The 19,685-nt window shown below is 36.0% G+C and carries 18 protein-coding genes; 8 read left to right on the plus strand and 10 right to left on the minus strand.

All coding sequences use genetic code 11. The annotated features are described in order from the left end of the window. Nucleotides 1–48: 48 nt before the first annotated feature. The 4 genes from JI747_RS07445 to JI747_RS07460 all read right to left on the minus strand — a co-directional run bounded on the left by JI747_RS07445 (nt 49) and on the right by JI747_RS07460 (nt 5,916). Nucleotides 49–1,590, minus strand: coding sequence for a protein adenylyltransferase SelO (locus tag JI747_RS07445; RefSeq protein WP_225687357.1), 1,542 nt, complete (start codon nt 1,588–1,590; stop codon nt 49–51). A gap of 65 nt (nt 1,591–1,655) precedes the next feature. Continuing rightward, the gene (locus JI747_RS07450) at nt 1,656–4,034 is read right to left on the minus strand and encodes a penicillin-binding protein 1A (protein ID WP_225687359.1); all 2,379 of its coding nucleotides are present in this window, start codon (nt 4,032–4,034) and stop codon (nt 1,656–1,658) included. 6 nt (nt 4,035–4,040) lie between these two features. Further along, nucleotides 4,041–4,502 carry a gliding motility lipoprotein GldH gene (locus JI747_RS07455; protein WP_225687361.1) on the minus strand — a complete coding sequence of 154 codons (462 nt, stop codon included), beginning with the start codon at nt 4,500–4,502 and terminating at the stop codon, nt 4,041–4,043. Next, nucleotides 4,495–5,916 carry a PSP1 domain-containing protein gene (locus tag JI747_RS07460; RefSeq protein WP_225687364.1) on the minus strand — a complete coding sequence of 474 codons (1,422 nt, stop codon included), beginning with the start codon at nt 5,914–5,916 and terminating at the stop codon, nt 4,495–4,497. The genes JI747_RS07455 and JI747_RS07460 overlap by 8 nt, the downstream gene beginning before the upstream one ends. Nucleotides 5,917–6,192: 276 nt before the next feature. Here JI747_RS07460 and JI747_RS07465 point away from each other — a divergent pair, with 276 nt between their 5' ends. The 4 genes from JI747_RS07465 (at nt 6,193) to JI747_RS07480 (ending at nt 10,700) form a co-directional block, all read left to right on the plus strand. After that, on the plus strand, nt 6,193–7,431 hold the full coding sequence (locus tag JI747_RS07465) for an OmpP1/FadL family transporter (RefSeq protein WP_225687366.1): 1,239 nt from the start codon (nt 6,193–6,195) through the stop codon (nt 7,429–7,431). Nucleotides 7,432–7,441: 10 nt separating this feature from the next. After that, nucleotides 7,442–8,974 (plus strand): SGNH/GDSL hydrolase family protein, encoded by a 1,533-nt coding sequence (locus JI747_RS07470; RefSeq protein ID WP_225687368.1) that lies wholly within the window; start codon nt 7,442–7,444, stop codon nt 8,972–8,974. An 84-nt stretch (nt 8,975–9,058) separates the two neighbouring features. Then, on the plus strand, nt 9,059–9,997 hold the full coding sequence (locus tag JI747_RS07475; protein WP_225687370.1) for a ribose-phosphate pyrophosphokinase: 939 nt from the start codon (nt 9,059–9,061) through the stop codon (nt 9,995–9,997). Nucleotides 9,998–10,052: 55 nt separating this feature from the next. After that, nucleotides 10,053–10,700: a 50S ribosomal protein L25/general stress protein Ctc gene (locus JI747_RS07480; protein WP_225687371.1), complete on the plus strand. Its 648-nt coding sequence runs from the start codon at nt 10,053–10,055 to the stop codon at nt 10,698–10,700. 69 nt (nt 10,701–10,769) lie between these two features. On the opposite strand, the gene JI747_RS07485 is transcribed toward JI747_RS07480, so the two are convergent. Beyond that, nucleotides 10,770–11,702: a DUF3078 domain-containing protein gene (locus JI747_RS07485; protein ID WP_225687374.1), complete on the minus strand. Its 933-nt coding sequence runs from the start codon at nt 11,700–11,702 to the stop codon at nt 10,770–10,772. 218 nt (nt 11,703–11,920) lie between these two features. Here JI747_RS07485 and JI747_RS07490 point away from each other — a divergent pair, with 218 nt between their 5' ends. The 3 genes from JI747_RS07490 (at nt 11,921) to gdhA (ending at nt 15,384) form a co-directional block, all read left to right on the plus strand. After that, nucleotides 11,921–12,688 carry a rhomboid family intramembrane serine protease gene (locus tag JI747_RS07490; RefSeq protein ID WP_225687377.1) on the plus strand — a complete coding sequence of 256 codons (768 nt, stop codon included), beginning with the start codon at nt 11,921–11,923 and terminating at the stop codon, nt 12,686–12,688. Between the two features lie 37 nt (nt 12,689–12,725). After that, entirely contained in the window at nt 12,726–13,835 is a 1,110-nt protein-coding gene (gene dprA, locus JI747_RS07495) for a DNA-processing protein DprA (protein ID WP_225687379.1), read from the plus strand. A gap of 190 nt (nt 13,836–14,025) precedes the next feature. Next, on the plus strand, nt 14,026–15,384 hold the full coding sequence (gene gdhA / locus JI747_RS07500) for an NADP-specific glutamate dehydrogenase (protein ID WP_225687381.1): 1,359 nt from the start codon (nt 14,026–14,028) through the stop codon (nt 15,382–15,384). 122 nt (nt 15,385–15,506) lie between these two features. On the opposite strand, the gene JI747_RS07505 is transcribed toward gdhA, so the two are convergent. Continuing rightward, complete coding sequence (locus tag JI747_RS07505) at nt 15,507–15,995, minus strand: YkgJ family cysteine cluster protein (RefSeq protein ID WP_225687383.1); 489 nt, start codon at nt 15,993–15,995, stop codon at nt 15,507–15,509. Continuing rightward, nucleotides 15,995–16,966 carry an ion channel gene (locus JI747_RS07510; protein WP_225687385.1) on the minus strand — a complete coding sequence of 324 codons (972 nt, stop codon included), beginning with the start codon at nt 16,964–16,966 and terminating at the stop codon, nt 15,995–15,997. The genes JI747_RS07505 and JI747_RS07510 overlap by 1 nt, the downstream gene beginning before the upstream one ends. Nucleotides 16,967–17,106: 140 nt before the next feature. Between JI747_RS07510 and JI747_RS07515 the strand changes: the two genes are divergently transcribed. Then, nucleotides 17,107–17,487 (plus strand): group III truncated hemoglobin, encoded by a 381-nt coding sequence (locus tag JI747_RS07515; RefSeq protein WP_225687387.1) that lies wholly within the window; start codon nt 17,107–17,109, stop codon nt 17,485–17,487. 6 nt (nt 17,488–17,493) lie between these two features. Here JI747_RS07515 and JI747_RS07520 read toward each other — a convergent pair whose 3' ends face one another. The 3 genes from JI747_RS07520 to JI747_RS07530 all read right to left on the minus strand — a co-directional run bounded on the left by JI747_RS07520 (nt 17,494) and on the right by JI747_RS07530 (nt 19,669). Beyond that, nucleotides 17,494–18,564 (minus strand): calcium:proton antiporter, encoded by a 1,071-nt coding sequence (locus JI747_RS07520; protein WP_225687389.1) that lies wholly within the window; start codon nt 18,562–18,564, stop codon nt 17,494–17,496. A gap of 65 nt (nt 18,565–18,629) precedes the next feature. Further along, nucleotides 18,630–18,959, minus strand: coding sequence for a DUF6122 family protein (locus JI747_RS07525; RefSeq protein WP_225687390.1), 330 nt, complete (start codon nt 18,957–18,959; stop codon nt 18,630–18,632). Beyond that, nucleotides 18,959–19,669, minus strand: a complete 711-nt coding sequence (locus JI747_RS07530) for a DNA alkylation repair protein (RefSeq protein ID WP_225687391.1) — start codon at nt 19,667–19,669, stop codon at nt 18,959–18,961. The genes JI747_RS07525 and JI747_RS07530 overlap by 1 nt, the downstream gene beginning before the upstream one ends. Nucleotides 19,670–19,685 lie beyond the last annotated feature (16 nt).

Below are 19,685 nucleotides of genomic sequence, written 5' to 3' on the forward strand. Positions count from 1 at the left end.
CAATTATTTTCAATTATTCACACAGGGCAAATTTTACTATACCAATTATTAAGAACTACACGAAAGCATAGAACATCCCGAAACATCATCATATTTTGAAGGCCTTTTCACTGAAAACTCAGGAAATTTTTCTTCGTAAGGATTTTCCAAGGCTGTGATTATTTTTTCAAGTAAAATCGTTTTTCCGTTTTCAATTTCTTCAATGCATTCGTAAAGAAGATAATTTCTCAATGTGAATTTAGGATTGCTTTTTTGCATTAATTCCTGAGATTTTTCCTTTGAAATATCATTTTTCTCAAGCCTCAATTTGTATTGATTAATAAAATTTTTAATTTTTGAAAAGGCTTTGTCATCTAATGAAATATATGAGATATTCTCAAATTCAGTTTTCAGATCACGACCTTCCTCTATTCTTTCTAATACATTAAAGAAAAGTGTATAATCAAGTTGAAATTCCTGCATTAAGCCCTGCCAATTGGTAAAAAAATCTTCATCACTTTCTAATAATTGGCCAAATCCAAATTTATCACACAACATATTGTCGTGCTCCTTCCAAAAGTAATCTCCGAATTTATTCAGGGTATCCTCCAAAAACTTCTCATCTTTTATAATGGGATGGAGAGCATTTGCCAGTTGCCAAAGATTCCACTGAGCAATCTGTCCCTGCTTTCCAAAAGCATATCTTCTTCCCGGAAGATCTGTTGTATTGGATGTAAAATTCAAATCATATTCATCCATCATTGAAAATGGCCCATAATCTATCGTAAGACCAAGAATCGACATATTATCTGTATTCATCACCCCATGTACAAAACCTACTCTAAACCATTCTACCATAAGATCAGCAGTTCTATTCGCTACATTTTCAAAAAAGTCTTTATATTTTGCGGTTCCTTCAGACTGAATTTCAGGAAAATAATTCTTTATGGTAAAATCCAGAAGATCCTGCAATGTATTATATTCCTGTTGTGCGGATATTAATTCAAAGTGCCCAAATCTCAGAAAGCTTTCAGCTGTTCTTACCACTACTGCTCCTTTTTCTTCCTGAGGGTTTCCACTGTACAAGATATCTCTCACTACATTTTCCCCTGTAAAGCTTAGACTTAATGCCCTTGTTGTAGGAACACCTAAATAATACATCGCTTCACTCATCAGATATTCCCGAACAGAGGATCTGAGTACAGCTCTCCCATCCGCATGTCTGGAATAAGGTGTTGCTCCGGCTCCTTTCCATTGTATTTCCGTTTTTTCTCCTGACTGATTTTCAATTTCTCCGGCATAAATTGCTCTCCCATCTCCTAACTGTCCTGCCCAGTTTCCAAACTGATGTCCTGCATAAGCTGTTGAATAGGGTTTAACATTGTCCGGTAAATGATTCCCAACCAAAAAACCAAGATCTTTTTCTTCATAACTCCCCAATCCGATTTCTTCTGATAGCTTCTCATTAAAAATAATAAGTTTAGGATTTTTAAATTCCACAGGAAATACTGTTGAGAATAATACTTTAGGTGTCATTCTCTGCATTGGATTTCCTGAAAAGTCCCCCGGAAAAATCTCTGTAAATGGCTGTTTTATTTTGGTAAGATTCATACTTCAAAGATATTAATTTGATTACAAAAAAGCCTCCCATTTCTGGAAGGCTCTATTTAAATTATCTATTTATTAAAATCTATTTCTTCTCCTTTATTCAGATTTTCATTTACATTTTCATCTTTCTTATCAGGATTCTTTTTCGGAGAAGGTTCCGCAGGTTTCGGATTTTTAATTTCATCCATTGTCTGTAATCCTCCGTCATCTCCGTATCCGCTTCCTAAGCCTTTCAGATTAGAGCATCCGTCTTTCCATTCGGAAGGTTTTATAAATTTATCCTGAGGGGAAATTCCTAAGCTTTTATCAGCCCATACTTTCTTCATATAGATCGCCCAAATAGGTAAAGCCATTTTCGCCCCCTGTCCTTCTCCGGTTCCTAAGAAGTGAGTCGCCCTGTCTTCCCAGCCTACCCAAGCTCCTGTTGCCAGTCTTGGAGTAATTCCCATAAACCAACCATCGGAGTTATTCTGTGTCGTTCCTGTTTTTCCGGCGATTTCAACATCTTTCGAAATTCCTTTTCTGCCTAGTTCTCCAGAAGCCGTTCCATATTGCGCAACACCTTTCATCAATTCAATCATTGTATACGCATACAGAGGATTCATTACTTCTTTTGGTTCTACATTTACTTCTTTTATAACTCTACCGTTTGCATCTTCTATTCTCCAGATCATTTCCGGCTTGTTATAATTTCCGTAATTAGCAAAAGTACTGTATGCGCCTACCATTTCGTAAATAGTAATATCTGAAGCTCCTAATGCCATTGGCAAACTGGTTGAGATATCTTCAGTAACTCCTAAGTCTCTTGCTGTTTGTATTACACTCTGTGTTCCTGTCATTTCTGCTAAACGTAGTGCAACCGGGTTTTGAGAATGTGCTAAAGCATCTTTCAGTGTCAACATTCCTCCTCTTCCTGGAACGTGATAGGTTCCTTTATTGAAACTAGCATTAGAAATCGTAGAACACGGCGTTAAACCTAGTTTCATAATTGCAGTTGCATATACGAAAGGCTTAAAGGTAGATCCTACCTGTCTTTTTCCTTGTTTAATGTGATCATACTGGAAATGCTGCCAATCGATTCCTCCTACCCAAGCTTTAATTTCTCCGGTTCCCGGAACTACTGACATCAAACCTGCCTGAGCAATTTGTTTATGCCATTTGATAGAATCCCAAGGAGACATTTCTACTTCTTCTTCTCCAGCCCAAGTAAAACGAGATGTTTTAATCGGTTTTTTAAATTCTGCTATGATTGCTTCATCAGAAAGACCATCTTCTTTTAACAGTTTATATCTTCCGGTTCTCTTCATAGCCTGAACCATCAAATTATTAATCTGCGTACCGTTAAGATAGTAAAAAGGTCTGTCTTTTCTTCCTCTCTGTTCAGCATCAAATCTTTTCTGAAGATCCGTTAAGTGTTCTTTAATTGATTCCTCCGCATATTTTTGCATTTTAGAATCAAGGGTCACATATATTTTAAGACCGTCTCTGTAAAGATTAAGCTTTTTACCTGTTTCTTTTTCATAATCGTCAAGATATTTGTCGATTTCTTTTCTCAGATAATGTTTATAATATGCAGAATACCCTTCTGTAATATCTTTTATAGGATGAAAATCAACTGTAATAGGTGTCTCAACTGCTTTATCATAGGTTTCTTTATCAATATAACCCGTGTCCAGCATTTGGGAAAGCACTACATCTCTTCTTCTTTTAGCTCTTTCCGGGTTCCTCAAAGGGTTATTAGCCTTTGGAGCTTCAAGCATTGCCACAAAAACAGCAGCTTCCGGCAATGTAAGTTCAGACGTTTTTTTATTAAAATATACCTTTGAAGCCATTTCAACTCCATTCGCATTATACAAGAAATCAAACTTGTTGAAATACAGTGTTACAATTTCTTCTTTAGTATATCTTTTCTCTAAGCTTACTGCAACCACCCATTCTTTCAGCTTCTGAATAGCTCTTTTTACAGGATTTTTAGACGGTGCCTTGGTAAATAGAAGCTTAGCCAACTGCTGAGTAATTGTAGAACCTCCACCTCTGTCACCACCATATCTTACCGCTCTTAAGATAGACTTAAGGTCGATCCCGGAATGTTCTTTAAAACGTTCATCCTCTTTTGCCTGTAAAGCATACACAAGATAAGGAGGAAGATCCTTGTAAAAAACAGGCTGTGTTTTTTCTTTTTCAAATTTCCCTAAAACAACTCCATCTGAAGAAATAATTTCTGATGCTACAAATATATTGGGATTTTCAAGCTCTTTCACATCCGGCATTTCTCCCAAAAAGCCTTGAGATACAGCAAAGAAAAGTCCCGATATTCCTAAAACGACAGCAATGAATCCTATCCAAACTACTTTCACCCACTTTTTCCAAGCGGTGTCTTTCTTTTTTTTAGGCGGAAGGGGAAATGTCTTGCCCTTACTTCCGTTATTTTGTTTATTTTCTTCCATGTATGGTTACGGTTTAGCCGTTTCTATTTTAACTCCGATATCTTCTATTCCCGGGAGATTATCATTTCTCATCGCCTGAATCATCCCAATTTCATATTTCCCTTTTTCTGGAAATTTATAGTTCAGTTTATACTGAAAAAAAGTTTCCTTCGTATCACCAAAACCTGTACCAAGCCATTCTCCATTTGGTTTTGCCAGTACATAATTCAACGTATCTACATCTTTTTTCTTGTTCTGGAGATTAATGAAATTTACAATAAATCTAATATTGCTGTAAGGATATTCATTATTATTCCTTACCACAAAAATAATATTTTTAGGATTCTGCGGATCTGAAATTTCAAGATTAAATTTTTGCTCCTGCTTTTTACTCCATTTATTATCAATAGAATTCATTATAACATCTTCTCCTGAAGATTTACAGCTAAATAGAAAGATAAAAGTTAATAATCCTAAAATTTTACGCATTGTTATCTTTTTTGGGAGGAAATTTCTTTTTGAATTTTTTCTTATTCGGGTTTGCTTTTTTCTCTTCTCCATCAGAATTTACCGTCTCTACTTTTTCCAACTGAGCTTTTGGCTGCGGAACCTGTTGAGGCTTTTGAGCTCTCGGCTGGTTGGATTGGTTATTCGCATTAGGCTTCGGCTGTCTTTCAGGTCTTTCCACTCTCTCTGGGCGATCTTGTCTTTCCGGTCTGTTACCCGCTCTTTTTTGATGCTGACCTTGAGGAGCTTGGTTATTCTGATTATTATTTGATCTGTTCTGATTTTTAGGTCTATTGTTCCCTTTATTTTTCTTCTCGAATCTATCTACATTATTTTCCTGAATCAAATCAATACTCTTCATTGAAGTTTCAGGTTCTTTTAGATCTTCAAGCGGCAATGTTTTTTCGCCTCTTTTATTTTTAGAAATCAATTTCTTTACTAGGTCGATATCGAAATCATACCAAGCCATGGAGCTGTCAACATAGGCAAACCACATTTTCTTTTTGAAAACATCAATTTTAATACAAAAAGCTCTTCCTTTCTCCGTTTCCAGCATCGTAGAAGATGACGGAAAATTACTTAATGCATCAAGATAGCTATCAAGTTCATAGTTCAAACAACATTTTAGCTTCCCACACTGCCCTGCTAATTTTTGGGGATTAATACTAAGTTGCTGATATCTGGCAACATTTGTATTTACCGATCTGAAATCAGTAAGCCAAGTTGAGCAACAAAGTTCTCTTCCGCATGAACCAATCCCCCCCACTTTTGCAGCTTCTTGTCTGAAGCCGATCTGTTTCATATCGATTTTAGTTCTGAAAGCACCTGCAAAATCTTTTATCAGCTGTCTGAAATCGACCCTGCTTTCGGCGGTATAATAAAAAGTAACCTTCGAAGCATCTCCCTGATATTCAACATCTGTGACTTTCATTTCAAGTCCCAGTCTTTGAGCAATCTTTCTCGCTTCTATTTTTACGTTATCCTCTTTTTTTCTGACCTCCTGCCAAACTTCAATGTCTTTTTGGTTAGACTGTCTATATATTTTAAGAGCAGATTCATCAGAAAACTTCTTCTTTTTCATCTGAATCTTAACCAATTCTCCGGTGAGACTTACCACACCTATATCATGTCCGGGACTAGATTCTACAGTGACTACACTACCTATATGTAAAGGAATATTATTTACATTTTTATAAAACGATTTTCTATCATTTTTAAATCTAACCTCCACAAAATCACACCTATTAGATGCAGGATTTTGTATGTTAGATAACCAATCGAAAACACTTAATTTATAACTATTACCACAGGTATTTACATTTTCACAACCATTCGTGGTTTTTTTAGGACCACACGAATGCGCAGAATCGCCGGATGTTTTACATCCACAACTCATATAACAATTATTTATTCTTGCAAATTTATAGATTTTTATTTTTATGCGATTCTAAAAATACTAAATATTAAAATCAGTATTTGTTTAATTTTAAACTTAATTTAACACAAAAAACAAAATAACACACAAATCTCTATAAAGCACAACATTACATACAACCAAGAGCTACATATTATTTTAAACATAGTTTTCTTTTAGTATATTGTTTAAATAATTAAGAAATATTAACAGGTATAGCTAAAATAATTTTATATTTGGGTTATATAATAATAGTCTATGAAAAAAATATTAGTATCAACCGCTTTATTGGCAGGTGTTCTATCCTATGCAGGAGGTTTTAGAGTTTCTTTGCAGGGGGTAAAACAATTGGCAATGGCACACACCAGTGCTCATGCTGAAGATGCAAGTGTTGCATTTTTCAACCCTGCAGGAATGTCTTTCATTCCTTCAAAACTAAGTATAGTTGCCGGAGGATTTGGAGCAAGCAACAAAGTGACTTTTCAAAACCTGAATACTTTACAAAGCACACAAACGGACAACCCGATGGGAACTCCGCTTTATGCTGCAATCACTTACAAGCCAATAGAAAAACTATCCGTTGGTTTTAGTTTTTCAACTCCTTTTGGAAGTACGATAGAATGGCCAAATGACTGGGAGGGAAAAGAAATGGTTCAAAAGCTTGAACTGAAGAGTTTCTATTTCCAGCCGATGGTTTCATATAAATTTAATGACTGGTTAGCTTTTGGGGCAAGTTACATTTATGCAAGAGGACAGGTAAACTGGGATAAAGCCATTACCCAATTTGGCGGACAAATTAATATTAAGGATGAAAAAGCGAGTGGACATGGTTTCGGATTCGGATTCTACTTCAGACCAGATCCTAAATTGGACATAAGTATTGCTTACCGCTCGGCAGTAGACATGAAAGCAAAACATGGAACTGCAACCTTTGACTTCCCATCAGCTTCTATCTATCCTTTATTAGGACTAGACGCAGCAAAAAGAACGGATGGCTTTACAGCAACTTTACCTTTAGTTGAAGAATATACTGTAGGTTTAACTTATAAAATCACTCCAAAATGGTTAGTTTCTGCAGACTTTAACTACCATGGATGGGAAAGATACAGCCAGTTGACGTTGGATTTTGCAACAGCACCAATCGGAAACCAAGCTGACCCGACCATTTCAGTTTCTCCTAAAAATTTCAGAAACTCCAAAACATTCAGATTGGGAACTCAATATGCTTTCACCAATATGATCTATGGTCGTTTAGGAGCATACTATGATGAATCCCCTTATACTGACGATCACTTCATTCCGGAGACACCTTCATTCAACACTTTTGTTGTAACAGGAGGGGTTGGATTCAAATTAAAACAATTTGGAGTTGATGTTGCAGGAGGTTATGCAATGCCACAATCAAGAGATGTAAGCAATGCTACTCTTGGCTTCTACGGACAGGCTAAAGCAACAGCATTCTATTTAGGTCTAGGTTTATCTTATAACCCATTTTAATTGAAAGACTATGAAAAAAATTATAATTTCTACATTCGCTATTTCCGCACTTTTGTTTACAACAGGTTGCCAGGATGATTTTGATACCGATGTACAAGATATTGTTGTAACTAAAGGAGATGCAGATTTTTCAAACTACATTTCGATCGGAAATTCATTAACATCAGGATATAGAGACAATGCTTTATACATCGACGGACAAAATGAATCTTACCCCAATATTATTGCAGGCCAGATGAGACTTGCAGGTGGAGGTAATTTCGTACAACCATTAATGGCAGACAACAACGGTGGCTTGGTATTATTAGGAAATACAATACAGGCAACAAAGCTTTATATTAAATCATTTACAAACGGTTCTCCGGATATTGTAAACGTTACTGCAACACCTACAACCGATGTTTTAACTAAAATCACAGGTCCATTAAACAATTTTGGGGTTCCCGGTGCAAAATCATACCATTTGGTTGCTCCCGGATACGGAAACGCTGCCGGAATCTTATTAGGAACTGCAAACCCTTATTATGTAAGATTTTCTACAAGCACAACGTCTACAGTTATTGACGATGCCGTATTAAAACATCCTACATTCTTTTCTTACTGGATCGGAAATAATGATGTGCTAAGTTACGCTACAAGTGGAGGAAGCGGAATCAACCAGGCCGGAAATCTTAACGCAGCAACTTACGGAGCTAATGATATCTCAGATCCAAATGTAGTTGCCGGAGCAATCAAAGCAGGATTGGATAAATTAAAAGCAGGAGGAGCATCAAAAGGAGTTATTGCAAATATTCCTTATGTAACTTCAATCCCTTTCTTTACAACTGTTCCTTACAATCCTTTGACACCAGCTCTTTTAGGTTCAAATATTACAGCTCTTAATACAAATATTTACGGACCTCTTAAGCAAGTACTTTCAGGTTTAGGAGCAGGAGACAGACTTAATCTGCTTTCTGCAACGAATACAAACCCTGTTTTGATTAAAGATGCTTCCCTTACAGATTACAATGACGCAATCAGAACCGCTCTTACTCCAGCTTTAGGCTTGGCTGCAGCTACTCTTTACGGGCAGCTTTATGGACAGGCAAGACAAGCAACAGCTGAAGACTATGTACTGTTAACTACTAAATCGGTTATTGGTACTACTGCAACAGGTGTTCCTACAGGATTGAATGTTTATGGCATCTCTTATCCTTTGCAAAATCAACACGTTCTTACAAAAACAGAAACTGCAACTGTAAAAACAGCTGTAGATGCTTACAACACAGCAATCAAAGGATTGGCAGATTCTTACGGATTAGCATTTGTTGATGCCAACAAGAAAATGGTGGAACTAAACGGTCAATCAGGAATTTCTTGGGATGGTGTGAAATATTCTGCAAAATTTGTAACGGGAGGAACTTTCTCTTTAGACGGAGTTCACCTTACAGGTAGAGGATACGCAATTGTTGCGAACGAATTTATCAAAGCGATTAATACCAAGTATAAATCTACTCTTCCACAGGTAGATCCTAACAAATATTCGGGTGTAAAATTCCCATAATAATTGGTAAAATAAAAACTTAGAAACCACAAGAGTAAATCTTGTGGTTTTTTTTTAAATTTGCAAAATCTTTAAAAAGTAAAAATGGCCGATCAGTTAAGTTATCTATTTTGTACAAGGACGAGCAAGGACTTGGCAGAAAACATTGCCCAGCATTATGGGCAGAAATTAGGAAAAATCAACTTCCAGGAGTTCAGCGATGGGGAATTCGAACCTGTTTTGGACGAATCTGTAAGAGGAGGAAGGGTTTTCTTAATTGGATCTACATTCCCTCCAGCAGACAATCTTTTAGAACTTCTTTTAATGATTGATGCTGCGAAAAGAGCTTCTGCTAAGAGCATTACAGTCGTACTTCCTTACTTCGGGCTTGCAAGACAAGACAGAAAAGACAAACCAAGAGCACCAATTGGGGCAAAATTGGTTGCTAATCTGTTAACAGCTGCAGGTGCAACGAGAGTAATGACAATGGATCTTCATGCAGATCAGATTCAAGGATTCTTCGAAATTCCGGTAGATCACTTATATGCTTCTACAATTTTCGTAGATTATATCAGAGATCTGAATTTAGAAGACCTTACGATTGCTTCTCCGGATATGGGAGGTGCAAAAAGAGCAAAAAATTATGCTGGGCATTTGGGTGCTGAAGTAGTAATTGCTTACAAAGAAAGAAAGAAGGCAAATGTTGTAGAAGAAATGTTCCTTATCGGAGATGTAGAAGGGAAGAACGTTATCCTTATCGATGACATGATCGATACAGCAGGAACGCTTTGTAAAGCCGCAGACATCCTTATCGAAAAAGGAGCAAAATCTGTAAGAGCAATGGCAACTCACGGAGTACTTTCAGGAAAAGCTTATGAGAATATTGAAAACTCAAAATTGTTGGAAGTTATTGTAACTGACTCAATTCCCGTGAAAAATAATTTGTCATCTAAAATAAAAGTGCTATCTTGCGCCCCATTATTTGCGGATGTTATGAAGATGGTTCACGAGCACCAATCAATTAGCAGCAAGTTTGTTATTTAACTAACAATCAAGTATTTGCAAATTAAAAAAGAAACAAATTTTTAAATTTTTATAAATGAAATCTATTACAATTCAAGGTACAAAAAGAGAAAGCGTGGGCAAAAAGTCGACAAAAGCTTTACGTGATGCTGAATTAGTTCCTTGTGTTGTTTATGGAGGAACTGCTCCTTTAAACTTCTCTGCTGAAGAGAAAGCTTTCAAAGGTTTAGTTTACACTCCTGAAGCACACACGGTATCTATTGAAGTTGACGGACAGGTAATCCCTGCAGTTCTTCAGGATATTCAGTTCCACCCAATTACTGACAAAATTCTTCACGCTGATTTCTATCAATTAGCTGATGATAAGCCAGTTGTTATGGAGGTTCCTGTAAGAATTACAGGACGTTCAAAAGGTGTTGTAGCTGGTGGTGTTTTACGTCAGTCTTTCAGAAAATTAAAAGTAAAAGCAATTCCTGCAAACTTACCTGATGAGGTAGTTGTAGATGTTACTCCTTTAAGAATCGGTAACAAAATCTATGTAGGAGGTCTTAAGCCAGAAGGATATTCTTTCATGCACCCAGACAATGCAGTTGTTGTAGCTGTTAAGATGTCTAGAAATGCAATGAAAGGAGGTGCAGCAGCAATGGATGATGAGGATGAAGAAGAAGAAGTTGTAGCAGAAGAAGGAGCAGCTCCGGCAGCAGAAGAAACTGCAGCAGAATAAGAATTTGCTCATACGTAAAATATAAAACCTGTCTTAATGACAGGTTTTTTTGTTGTTTCACATTTTCATTTAGTTATTTTTCCAGGAGCGGTTATCTTTTCTATCTGATCTCTTTTTTCCTTTTTCAAGATTATAGGCAAAACCAATTCCCAACGTTTGCTTTAGCTGTGTTTTTTGGATTTGATTATGATCATACAATAGGTCTAATGTAATATTTGCCGAAATATATTTATTAATCTTCATACCAAGTACTCCGTTATACGAAAGAACAAGCCTTGTCGGATGATCCAGATAATTTGAAAACACAGAGCCCGTACTTACCAAATTAATATTTTCCATTATTTTTAACTTGTAAATTGCTGACCCCAGAAAACCAAACTGAAACAAACAAGCATCTCCATCATTTTTCAAACCGTACGTACCTGCATGTTGAAGGTCTTCATCTAAAACCAATGTCCATCTCGCGTTAGTAGGACGAAGAGTAACTGTAAGATCGTCTTTTGGCCTGTACGTAACACCCGCTCCCACATTTACATATCCTGGAGCCATAAAACTTGATATTTTAGCTGCCGAAGGATTATTTCCATCTTCATAACCTGATGCAAACTGAGTCTGCAAACTGGCTCCCCCTGAAAAATACCAATGTTCTGCAAATTCTCTTCCGTAGTTTGTAGATACATTCATTACATCCTGGGTTTTTCTTGTCCCAATTCCTTTTGTATTATTTTGTCCGAATCCTAAAATAATAATATTCTCCCAAAGAACTTTATCTTTCTCATAAGTAATATTATAATTGGCTCCGGCCAGCCAACCTACATTATTGGCTCCTCCACCTACCCAGTTTGAAAAGGCAGCCTGATTTAACATTAATGTATTCTGCCCTTGAACAGACCATACTTTTACGGTATCCTTAATTGGTAATTCTTCTTTTACATCTGTTATTTCCTGTGCCGCAACCGATGCTCCAATTAAAACAGAAATTCCCGACAAAACTTTTCTCATAGTAAACAATATTTCTACCCGCGTTACAATAGCAAAAGAAATACCTTTTTCTTCTGCGTTTCTCTTCTAATTATTGAAGTTTAAAATAAATAAATGACAAAATTTTTGATAAAATTAAAAAAACCAGACTCTTTTGTCAAAATAAAAAAAGATAAATAAAGAATTTCGACAAAATTTCCGAAATTTATTACTGGCTTTTTATTTGACGGTTATTTAGCATGTTAAAGAATATCATCCACAAGAAAGCAATTATATCCCCTCTACTTATGCTATCAGCAATGTGGCTGGGTTTTCTTTTGCAAACCATGGGCTTTTTTACCAATTGTACCGGGGCAATTATTCCTCTTCTTCCAGAAGGACTTGTAGGAATTATAACTTCCCCCCTACTTCACGGAAATATAGACCATATCGTAGGAAATTCTATTCCTATTGCTATTTTAATGTTTCTATTATATCAGTTTTATCCTTTGGTAGCCAATAAAGTATTCATTCTAGGATGGGTTTCTACAGGCCTACTTCTTTGGATTTTACCTCCTATTGATATTCTAACCGGAGACTATATGTATACCTGCACAATCGGAGCCAGTGGAGTCGTTTACGTATTAGCCTTTTTTCTTTTTTTCAGTGGAATATTTAAATGGAATATGACATTGCTTACTATCTCCCTTCTTGTAGTTCTTTATTATGGCAGTTTAGTTTGGGGAATGGTACCGGAAGAATTATTCTATGAGCTCAAAGAACCAAGTAAAATTTCTTGGCAGGCACACCTTTCCGGTGCCATTGTAGGAGTCATCCTTGCATATACTTTCAAACAAGTAGGTGATAAAAAAAAGAAATATATCTGGGAGTTTCCTAATTATTACAATGAAAAAGATGATAAGCTTTGGCAGGAATATAAAGAAAACCATCCGGAAGATTTTCTAGATTTACCTTATAAAAAAAATGATGATATTTGGGAACATTTAGAAGAAATTAGAAAAAAATAAAACAGAATTCGTTACATTTGAATAAAATAACACACAAATGTATACGGAAGAAAATCTTTATTCTATTGCCCTTAGAGAATGCTCTAATATAGGTGATATTAATTTCCATAAACTTATCAAAGCTTTTGGATGTGCAGAAAATGCATGGAAAGCCCCTTCAAAAGAACTTCAGAAAATAGCAGGAATCGGAAGGAAAACAATTTCAGATATTGGAGATTTTAAACATCTTAAATTCGCTGAAAAAGAAATTATTTTTTGCGAAAACAACAATATTCAAATCAATCTTCGTCATCTCGATCAGCTTCCTTTTTTATTAAAAGAATGCGAAGACGCTCCTGCAATACTTTATCAAAAAGGAAAGATAAATTCTAATTCACACCCTATAAGCCTTGTCGGAACACGCAAAATAACCTCTTACGGAAAAAGCTTTATTAATACATTTTTTGAAAACTCTAAAAAATATAAGTTTGTATCTGTAAGCGGATTAGCATTAGGTACAGATAAAGAGGTCCACACGGAATCTATCCGTCAAAAAATCCCGACTGTAGCTGTTCTTGCTCACGGCTTTCATACATTATATCCATCAAGTCATAAAAATCTGTCTGAGAAGATCCTATCTGAAAACGGAGCTCTTTTTACAGAATTCAATTCGTCAAGAAAACCTGACAGGGAAAATTTCATTCAAAGAAACCGCATTATTGCGGGAATATCTCATTCCACTATTATTGTAGAAACTGCTTTTGGAGGAGGCTCTATAAGTACCGCAACTTTTGCGAATAATTACAATAGAGATGTTTTTGCCCTTCCCGGAAAAATTACAGAAAAATTCAGCCAAGGATGCAATAACCTTATTTTTCAAAACAAAGCCACCGCTATATCTACTATTCAGGATTTGATAAATCTGATTGGTTTTAACAGCCCTAAAGAAAAAATAGAAGAACTATTTCCTAAAGCAAAAACAGCAATGCAACTTTCTGAAAATCAAGAATCAATCTATAACACCATTATTTCTTATCCACAAATTTCTTTAGATGATTTAGCAAACAAAATAGCTCAGCCAACCTATAAAATTTTGACAACAATTTTGGAGTTAGAACTTTTAGGGAAGGTAAAATCACTTTCCGGGAGACAATTTGTATCCATTTAAGATTTAATGATTTCTTAATATTGCATTATTTCAGACATAACATTTAATTTTTAATAAAATTTGAACAAAAATTATCATTTTAATAATATTTCGACACATTATTATTAAATTTTTAACAATCTTCAAACAAGCTATTGTGAATCTTGAAAAAAAAATTAAATTTGTTGGCAATAATATTCAACCTTAATATATGGAACAATATAATATTGACCAGAAAATCCAAGAGTTTATTGCTAAAATTGAAGCAAAAAACCCTAATGAACCAGAATTTTTACAAGCTGTAAAAGAAGTTGCTGTAACTGTAATTCCGTTTATTATGACTAAGAAGGAATATACAGGAATGAAGCTGCTTGAGAGAATGGCTGAAGCTGAAAGAGTAATCATTTTCAGAGTTCCATGGGTTGATGACAAAGGTGAAATTCAAGTAAACAGAGGTTTCAGAATTCAAATGAACTCTGCAATTGGACCATACAAAGGAGGAATCCGTTTTCACCCGACTGTAAACCTTTCAGTTCTTAAATTCTTAGCTTTTGAGCAGGTATTTAAAAACTCTTTAACAACTCTTCCGATGGGTGGGGGTAAAGGAGGTTCAGACTTCGATCCACAAGGGAAATCTGATATGGAGGTAATGCGTTTTTGCCAGGCTTTCATGACAGAAATGTGCAAACATATTGGTCCAGAAACCGACGTTCCTGCAGGAGATATCGGTGTTGGAGCAAGAGAAATCGGATATTTATTCGGACAGTACAAAAAAATCAGAAACGAGTTTACCGGAGTACTTACAGGAAAAGGCCTTGCTTATGGAGGTTCATTAATCCGTCCAGAAGCTACAGGATACGGAGTTGTTTACTTTGCTGAGCAAATGCTTAAAACAATCGGGCAAGATTTCAAAGATAAAACAGTAACGGTTTCAGGTTTCGGAAACGTAGCTTGGGGAGTTATCAAAAAAGTATCCGAACTAGGAGGAAAAGTAGTAACTATCTCCGGACCAGACGGATACATCTATGACAAAGACGGTATTGACGGAGAAAAAGTAGATTATTTATTAGAGCTAAGAAATTCAGGAAACAACAGAGCTGAAGATTATGCTAAAAAATATCCTTCTGCGGAATTCCATGCTGGAAAACGTCCTTGGGAAGTGAAGTGTGATGTTGCGATCCCTTCTGCTACTCAGAACGAATTGGATCTTGAAGATGCTAAAGTATTGGTAGGAAATGGATGCGTTTGTGTAACTGAAGCAGCGAATATGCCTTCAACTTTGGATGCAATTAACTATTTCCTAGATAACAAAGTATTGTTCTCTCCAGGAAAAGCATCTAACGCGGGTGGTGTTGCGACTTCTGGTCTTGAAATGACTCAAAACTCAATCCGTCTAAACTGGACTTCTGAGGAGGTAGATGCAAGATTGAAAGAAATCATGATCGGAATCCACAAAGCATGTAGAGACTACGGAAAAGAGGAGGATGGCTATGTAAACTACGTAAAAGGTGCAAATATCGCCGGATTCGTGAAAGTTGCAGAAGCAATGTTAGCTCAAGGAGTAGTATAAAAATATAAAGGTTGGGAAAATTTCCCGACCTTTTTTGATATAGCCTGTTCCCGGGATTATAAATGGGATAAAAGTAAAAAGTGAAAGGAGAAAGCGTTGAAATATTTTCAACGCTTTTTTATTTATTGCTTTATATTTTTCATCATACTTTCTACAAATTCGTAGGCTGCAGGACAAATAATCGTATTTTTCAGCATCAGATTATTGATCTGGTAAATCTTTTTTCGATCTGTATGCGGATATTCTCTGCATGCTTTTGGGCGCACCTCATAAATAGAACATGTGTTGTCATCATTGAGAAAAAAGCAAGGAAGATTTTGTAGCACTTTATCATTATCTTCATCTACGCGCAAAAATTTAGCCTCAAAATCAGCGGTTTTCATTCGAAGGTGTTTCGCGATGCGTTCAATATCTTTTTCAGTATACAATGGCCCTGTCGTTTTGCAGCAGTTTGCACATTGTAAACAGTCTATTTTTTCAAAAACTTCATCATGGGTATCCTGCACTATATAATCGAGATTTTTAGGCGGTTTTTTCTTCAATCCGTCTAGAAATTTCTTATGTTCTTTCTGCTTTTGTATTGCCTGCTTTTTATAAAAGTCTAAATTCATTATTGCTGTACTTCCAATGTAGCAGGAAGCTCTGTTTTTTGATATTCATTTATTTTGTCGAGATCAAGAATGGTCGACAAGTTGTCTTTACTCGGAGAATACATCGGGACAAATTTAGCTCCGAAAATGATTTCCTCAGATACATAAGAAGTCCTTTGAACGACAGTATTGGAAAACACTTCGTCGAAAGCTCTTACCTGAACAATGATCTCAATATCTGTATTTTTAAAATCCTGTTCTGTAAAGCCGAAGAATGGAGAATTTTCATCAATTTTGTGAACCACTGTCCAGTTCAGTGCCAATGTATTAATCTTACTCATCTGGATTTCCAATCTGTAAAAGTTGCTTTTGGGAATCCCATTTTCTATCACTTCAATTGCGGTCGAAACAATCACCTCCGCATCTGTTAATGCATTATTTTTGTATGGAGCAAGCCTGAACATCAGAGCTGTAGTTCCCTGAAAAGGAGCGATAATTGTATCATCTGAAAATCTTAAATAGGCTCTCGGTCTTGAAAATCTCCCATAAAACAAACCTGTTGCGATGGCAAAAGTAAGCAATCCTAAGAAAGCCTCAAAAGTCGCCACCAAACTCGCCATAAAACCGACCGGAGCAATTCTTCCGTATCCAACCGTTGTAAAAGTCTGAGAACTAAAGAAAAACACATCAATAAATTCATTAAGCGGATCACTCTTATCAATCCCTGTAAGATGCTCTACTCCAATCAAATAATAGATAAATGCAAAGCAAAGATTAACGACAATATAAGCAATCACCAAATAAGACAGGAACCTAAATGACGATAGGTTCAGCATAGTATGATACCAGCTAAGCTTGTTGAAAACATTCACTCCTCTCCTTTTGACATTAGGAAAACCGTCTTTGTTGATGAACCTTCCGGAAGCATTGCTGCCAAAACCGCTGTTCTCCGTATTTTTCTGGCGAATTTTTTGTCTGAATCCTCTTGCCATTTTTTTAATTTAATTTTGTTAGCAGATCACTTCATTAAAAGTTCCACTCTTCATATTCTGCAAAGATAAAATATTGTTTTCATGAAATTTATCAACTTTCCGGATGAATTTATGAATTGATTTTAAACTAAATTTGACCTATGAAAAAATTGGAAACACGGGAAGATATAGAACATCTTGTCAACTCTTTTTACTCAAAAGTAATTAAAAATGAAAAGATTGCCTCTTTTTTTACAGAGGTTGCAAAAGTAGACTGGGATCAGCATCTTCCTAAAATGTATTCATTCTGGGAATCTGTACTTTTCGGACAGATGACTTATAAGGGAAATCCAATGGGAGCACACTTCCCCATTAATGAGATCAAAGCCATGGAACAGGACCATTTTGACCAATGGCTTAGCTTATGGACCCAAACTGTCGAAGAAAATTTTGCCGGAGAAAATGCTGATTTAGCAATCTATAAAGCACAAAACATAGCCAAGCTAATGGCTTTTAAAATGGAGCTCGCAAGAAGGCTTTGATAAAAATTAAGGAACAATTACCGTAAAAATATACGCTGCAAGGTTTACCAATAAAACCGTCCCATAGAGAATATTTGTTTTTCCTCTGCTTAAGGAAAGCATTACAATAAATACCGATAAGGAAAGCAGAATGACATCTTTTTTATCTAGTCCCAACACTAAAGGAATATCATACATAATACAAACTACCGAAACTGCGGGAATCGTTAATCCAATACTTGCCAATGCAGAGCCTAAAGCGAGGTTTAAACTCGACTGAATCTGGTTGCTTTTTGCAGCTCTAATTGCAGCCACACCTTCAGGAAGCAAAACAACGGCAGCAATAATAACACCGACCAAAGATTTAGGAGCTCCTAAACTCTGTACCATATTTTCAATGGATGAAGACAACCCTTTCGCCATCATCACAACAATAGCTAAACAGATTACAAGAAATACAAAACTCGTTAAAGTCTTAGCCAACGAGGGAATATAAAGCTCTGCCGGATGTTCTTCCGGAATAATAAAGTAACTTCTGTGTCTTACCGTCTGTACCATTAAAAAGACTCCATAAATCACAAGGCATGCTATAGAAACAAAAGTAAGCTGCGCCTGATTATAAAATGGCCCGTTAACACTTGAGGTAAAATTAGGCAATACTAATGTGAGAACAAGAATTGAAACAATACTTACAAGATAAGTCGTAGCTGAAGTCCTGGCAAAAAACTGCTCATAATATTTCACTCCTCCTACCAGAATACAAATCCCCAAAATACCATTCAGAATAAGCATTACGGCAGCAAAAACAGTATCTCTTGCCAAAGTAATCGCCTGATCTCCTCCGGCAACCATTAGTGAGATAATTAAAGCAACTTCAATGATCGTAATACAAAGTGCTAAAATAATGGTTCCGAAAGGTTCTCCTACTTTATGCGCCACTACTTCTGCGTGATGCACTGCTGAAAGAACACTCCCGATAAGTAAAGCACCTCCAATTATGTCATAAATCATTCCTTTACCCAGCACACCGGAAAAATAATATCCGACTGCCAGAATGGGGAAAATGTAGGTATAATGTAATAATTCTTTTAGTTTCATAAGTGTCTACAAATTACGAAAAAACAGTAGATTTTGGAATACCGGAATAAAAATATAATACAGTTTTAATGACACCAGCAATGAAAATCCTGAAAATCGGTCAGCATATGGAACAAAAGCCCGATACCAATAATTCTTATATTTCCTTTAAAAAAAAGCATCAGGAAATATACTGCAATCGCATAATAGGAATGTAAAAAATGAAAGCCTATACTTCCTCTATTCGGATCGAAGATTGGGTTTGCAAATAAATGATCCAAATCGACCAACATGGTAGCCAGGAGAATCAGATATACTTTTTTCCAGTCTTTACGATAGAACACAAAAGCAATAATCCCCGGAAAAATCAGGTGCAAAAAATAGTGGGTTACCGTCTTCCAAAAAAAACAATCCATCAGATTTTTCCTTTTAGATAATCTTGCCTTAAGTCTTCATCCAGCTTTTCAATCGCGTATCGAAGACAGGTTCTCGGCATTTCTTTATAGTATTGATTCAGATAACCGAGCAGCTCCTGTTCATTTTTATTTCCCATTTCTCTCAACAGCCATCCGTTTGCTTTATGCATCAAATCGTGGGGATGTTTTAAATTCTGAGTTACAAATTCTTTTGTGAGCTCATAAGAGCCTTTTTTTACGTAATGCATTGTTCCTACAACAGCAATTCTTTTATGCCACATTTCTTCGGAAGCAGCAAGCTTTCTTAATAATTCTTCCTGCTGATTTTCAAACGCATGTCTCCCAAGAATTTTATAACAGCTTGAGTCCACAAGATCCCAGTTATTTACATACTGCAAATGGTTTAAATAAAACTCAATGATTTCATCTTTTACCGCTTTATCTTTTGTTTTTTCAAATTTAGAAATCAACATAAACAAAGCAGTCAGCCGATGTTCATGATATTTTGATGAAAGTAAAATACTTAAATCTTGTAATGAAATCTTCGCATAATATTCTTTCGCCACAGATCTCTGATCCGGAACTTTCACACCTAAAAACAGATCTCCTTCTCCATACTCCCCTTTTCCGGTTTTGAAGAATTTTGGGAAAAACTCTGCTTTTTCAGGAATGGATAAAACAGCAAGAGCTTCTTCAATTTCTTTAACCATATTACTCACTTATTTG

The sequence above is a fragment of the Chryseobacterium tagetis genome, from assembly GCF_016735585.2.
GTDB lineage: Bacteria > Bacteroidota > Bacteroidia > Flavobacteriales > Weeksellaceae > Chryseobacterium > Chryseobacterium tagetis.

What these genes read in the sequence shown, in the direction of transcription:
- JI747_RS07445 (WP_225687357.1), bottom strand. Translation starts at nt 1,590, where the DNA reads ATGAATCTTACCAAAATAAAACAGCCATTTACAGAGATTTTTCCGGGG.
- JI747_RS07450 (WP_225687359.1), bottom strand. Translation starts at nt 4,034, where the DNA reads ATGGAAGAAAATAAACAAAATAACGGAAGTAAGGGCAAGACATTTCCC.
- JI747_RS07455 (WP_225687361.1), bottom strand. Translation starts at nt 4,502, where the DNA reads ATGCGTAAAATTTTAGGATTATTAACTTTTATCTTTCTATTTAGCTGT.
- JI747_RS07460 (WP_225687364.1), bottom strand. Translation starts at nt 5,916, where the DNA reads ATGAGTTGTGGATGTAAAACATCCGGCGATTCTGCGCATTCGTGTGGT.
- JI747_RS07465 (WP_225687366.1), top strand. Translation starts at nt 6,193, where the DNA reads ATGAAAAAAATATTAGTATCAACCGCTTTATTGGCAGGTGTTCTATCC.
- JI747_RS07470 (WP_225687368.1), top strand. Translation starts at nt 7,442, where the DNA reads ATGAAAAAAATTATAATTTCTACATTCGCTATTTCCGCACTTTTGTTT.
- JI747_RS07475 (WP_225687370.1), top strand. Translation starts at nt 9,059, where the DNA reads ATGGCCGATCAGTTAAGTTATCTATTTTGTACAAGGACGAGCAAGGAC.
- JI747_RS07480 (WP_225687371.1), top strand. Translation starts at nt 10,053, where the DNA reads ATGAAATCTATTACAATTCAAGGTACAAAAAGAGAAAGCGTGGGCAAA.
- JI747_RS07485 (WP_225687374.1), bottom strand. Translation starts at nt 11,702, where the DNA reads ATGAGAAAAGTTTTGTCGGGAATTTCTGTTTTAATTGGAGCATCGGTT.
- JI747_RS07490 (WP_225687377.1), top strand. Translation starts at nt 11,921, where the DNA reads ATGTTAAAGAATATCATCCACAAGAAAGCAATTATATCCCCTCTACTT.
- dprA (WP_225687379.1), top strand. Translation starts at nt 12,726, where the DNA reads ATGTATACGGAAGAAAATCTTTATTCTATTGCCCTTAGAGAATGCTCT.
- gdhA (WP_225687381.1), top strand. Translation starts at nt 14,026, where the DNA reads ATGGAACAATATAATATTGACCAGAAAATCCAAGAGTTTATTGCTAAA.
- JI747_RS07505 (WP_225687383.1), bottom strand. Translation starts at nt 15,995, where the DNA reads ATGAATTTAGACTTTTATAAAAAGCAGGCAATACAAAAGCAGAAAGAA.
- JI747_RS07510 (WP_225687385.1), bottom strand. Translation starts at nt 16,966, where the DNA reads ATGGCAAGAGGATTCAGACAAAAAATTCGCCAGAAAAATACGGAGAAC.
- JI747_RS07515 (WP_225687387.1), top strand. Translation starts at nt 17,107, where the DNA reads ATGAAAAAATTGGAAACACGGGAAGATATAGAACATCTTGTCAACTCT.
- JI747_RS07520 (WP_225687389.1), bottom strand. Translation starts at nt 18,564, where the DNA reads ATGAAACTAAAAGAATTATTACATTATACCTACATTTTCCCCATTCTG.
- JI747_RS07525 (WP_225687390.1), bottom strand. Translation starts at nt 18,959, where the DNA reads ATGGATTGTTTTTTTTGGAAGACGGTAACCCACTATTTTTTGCACCTG.
- JI747_RS07530 (WP_225687391.1), bottom strand. Translation starts at nt 19,669, where the DNA reads ATGGTTAAAGAAATTGAAGAAGCTCTTGCTGTTTTATCCATTCCTGAA.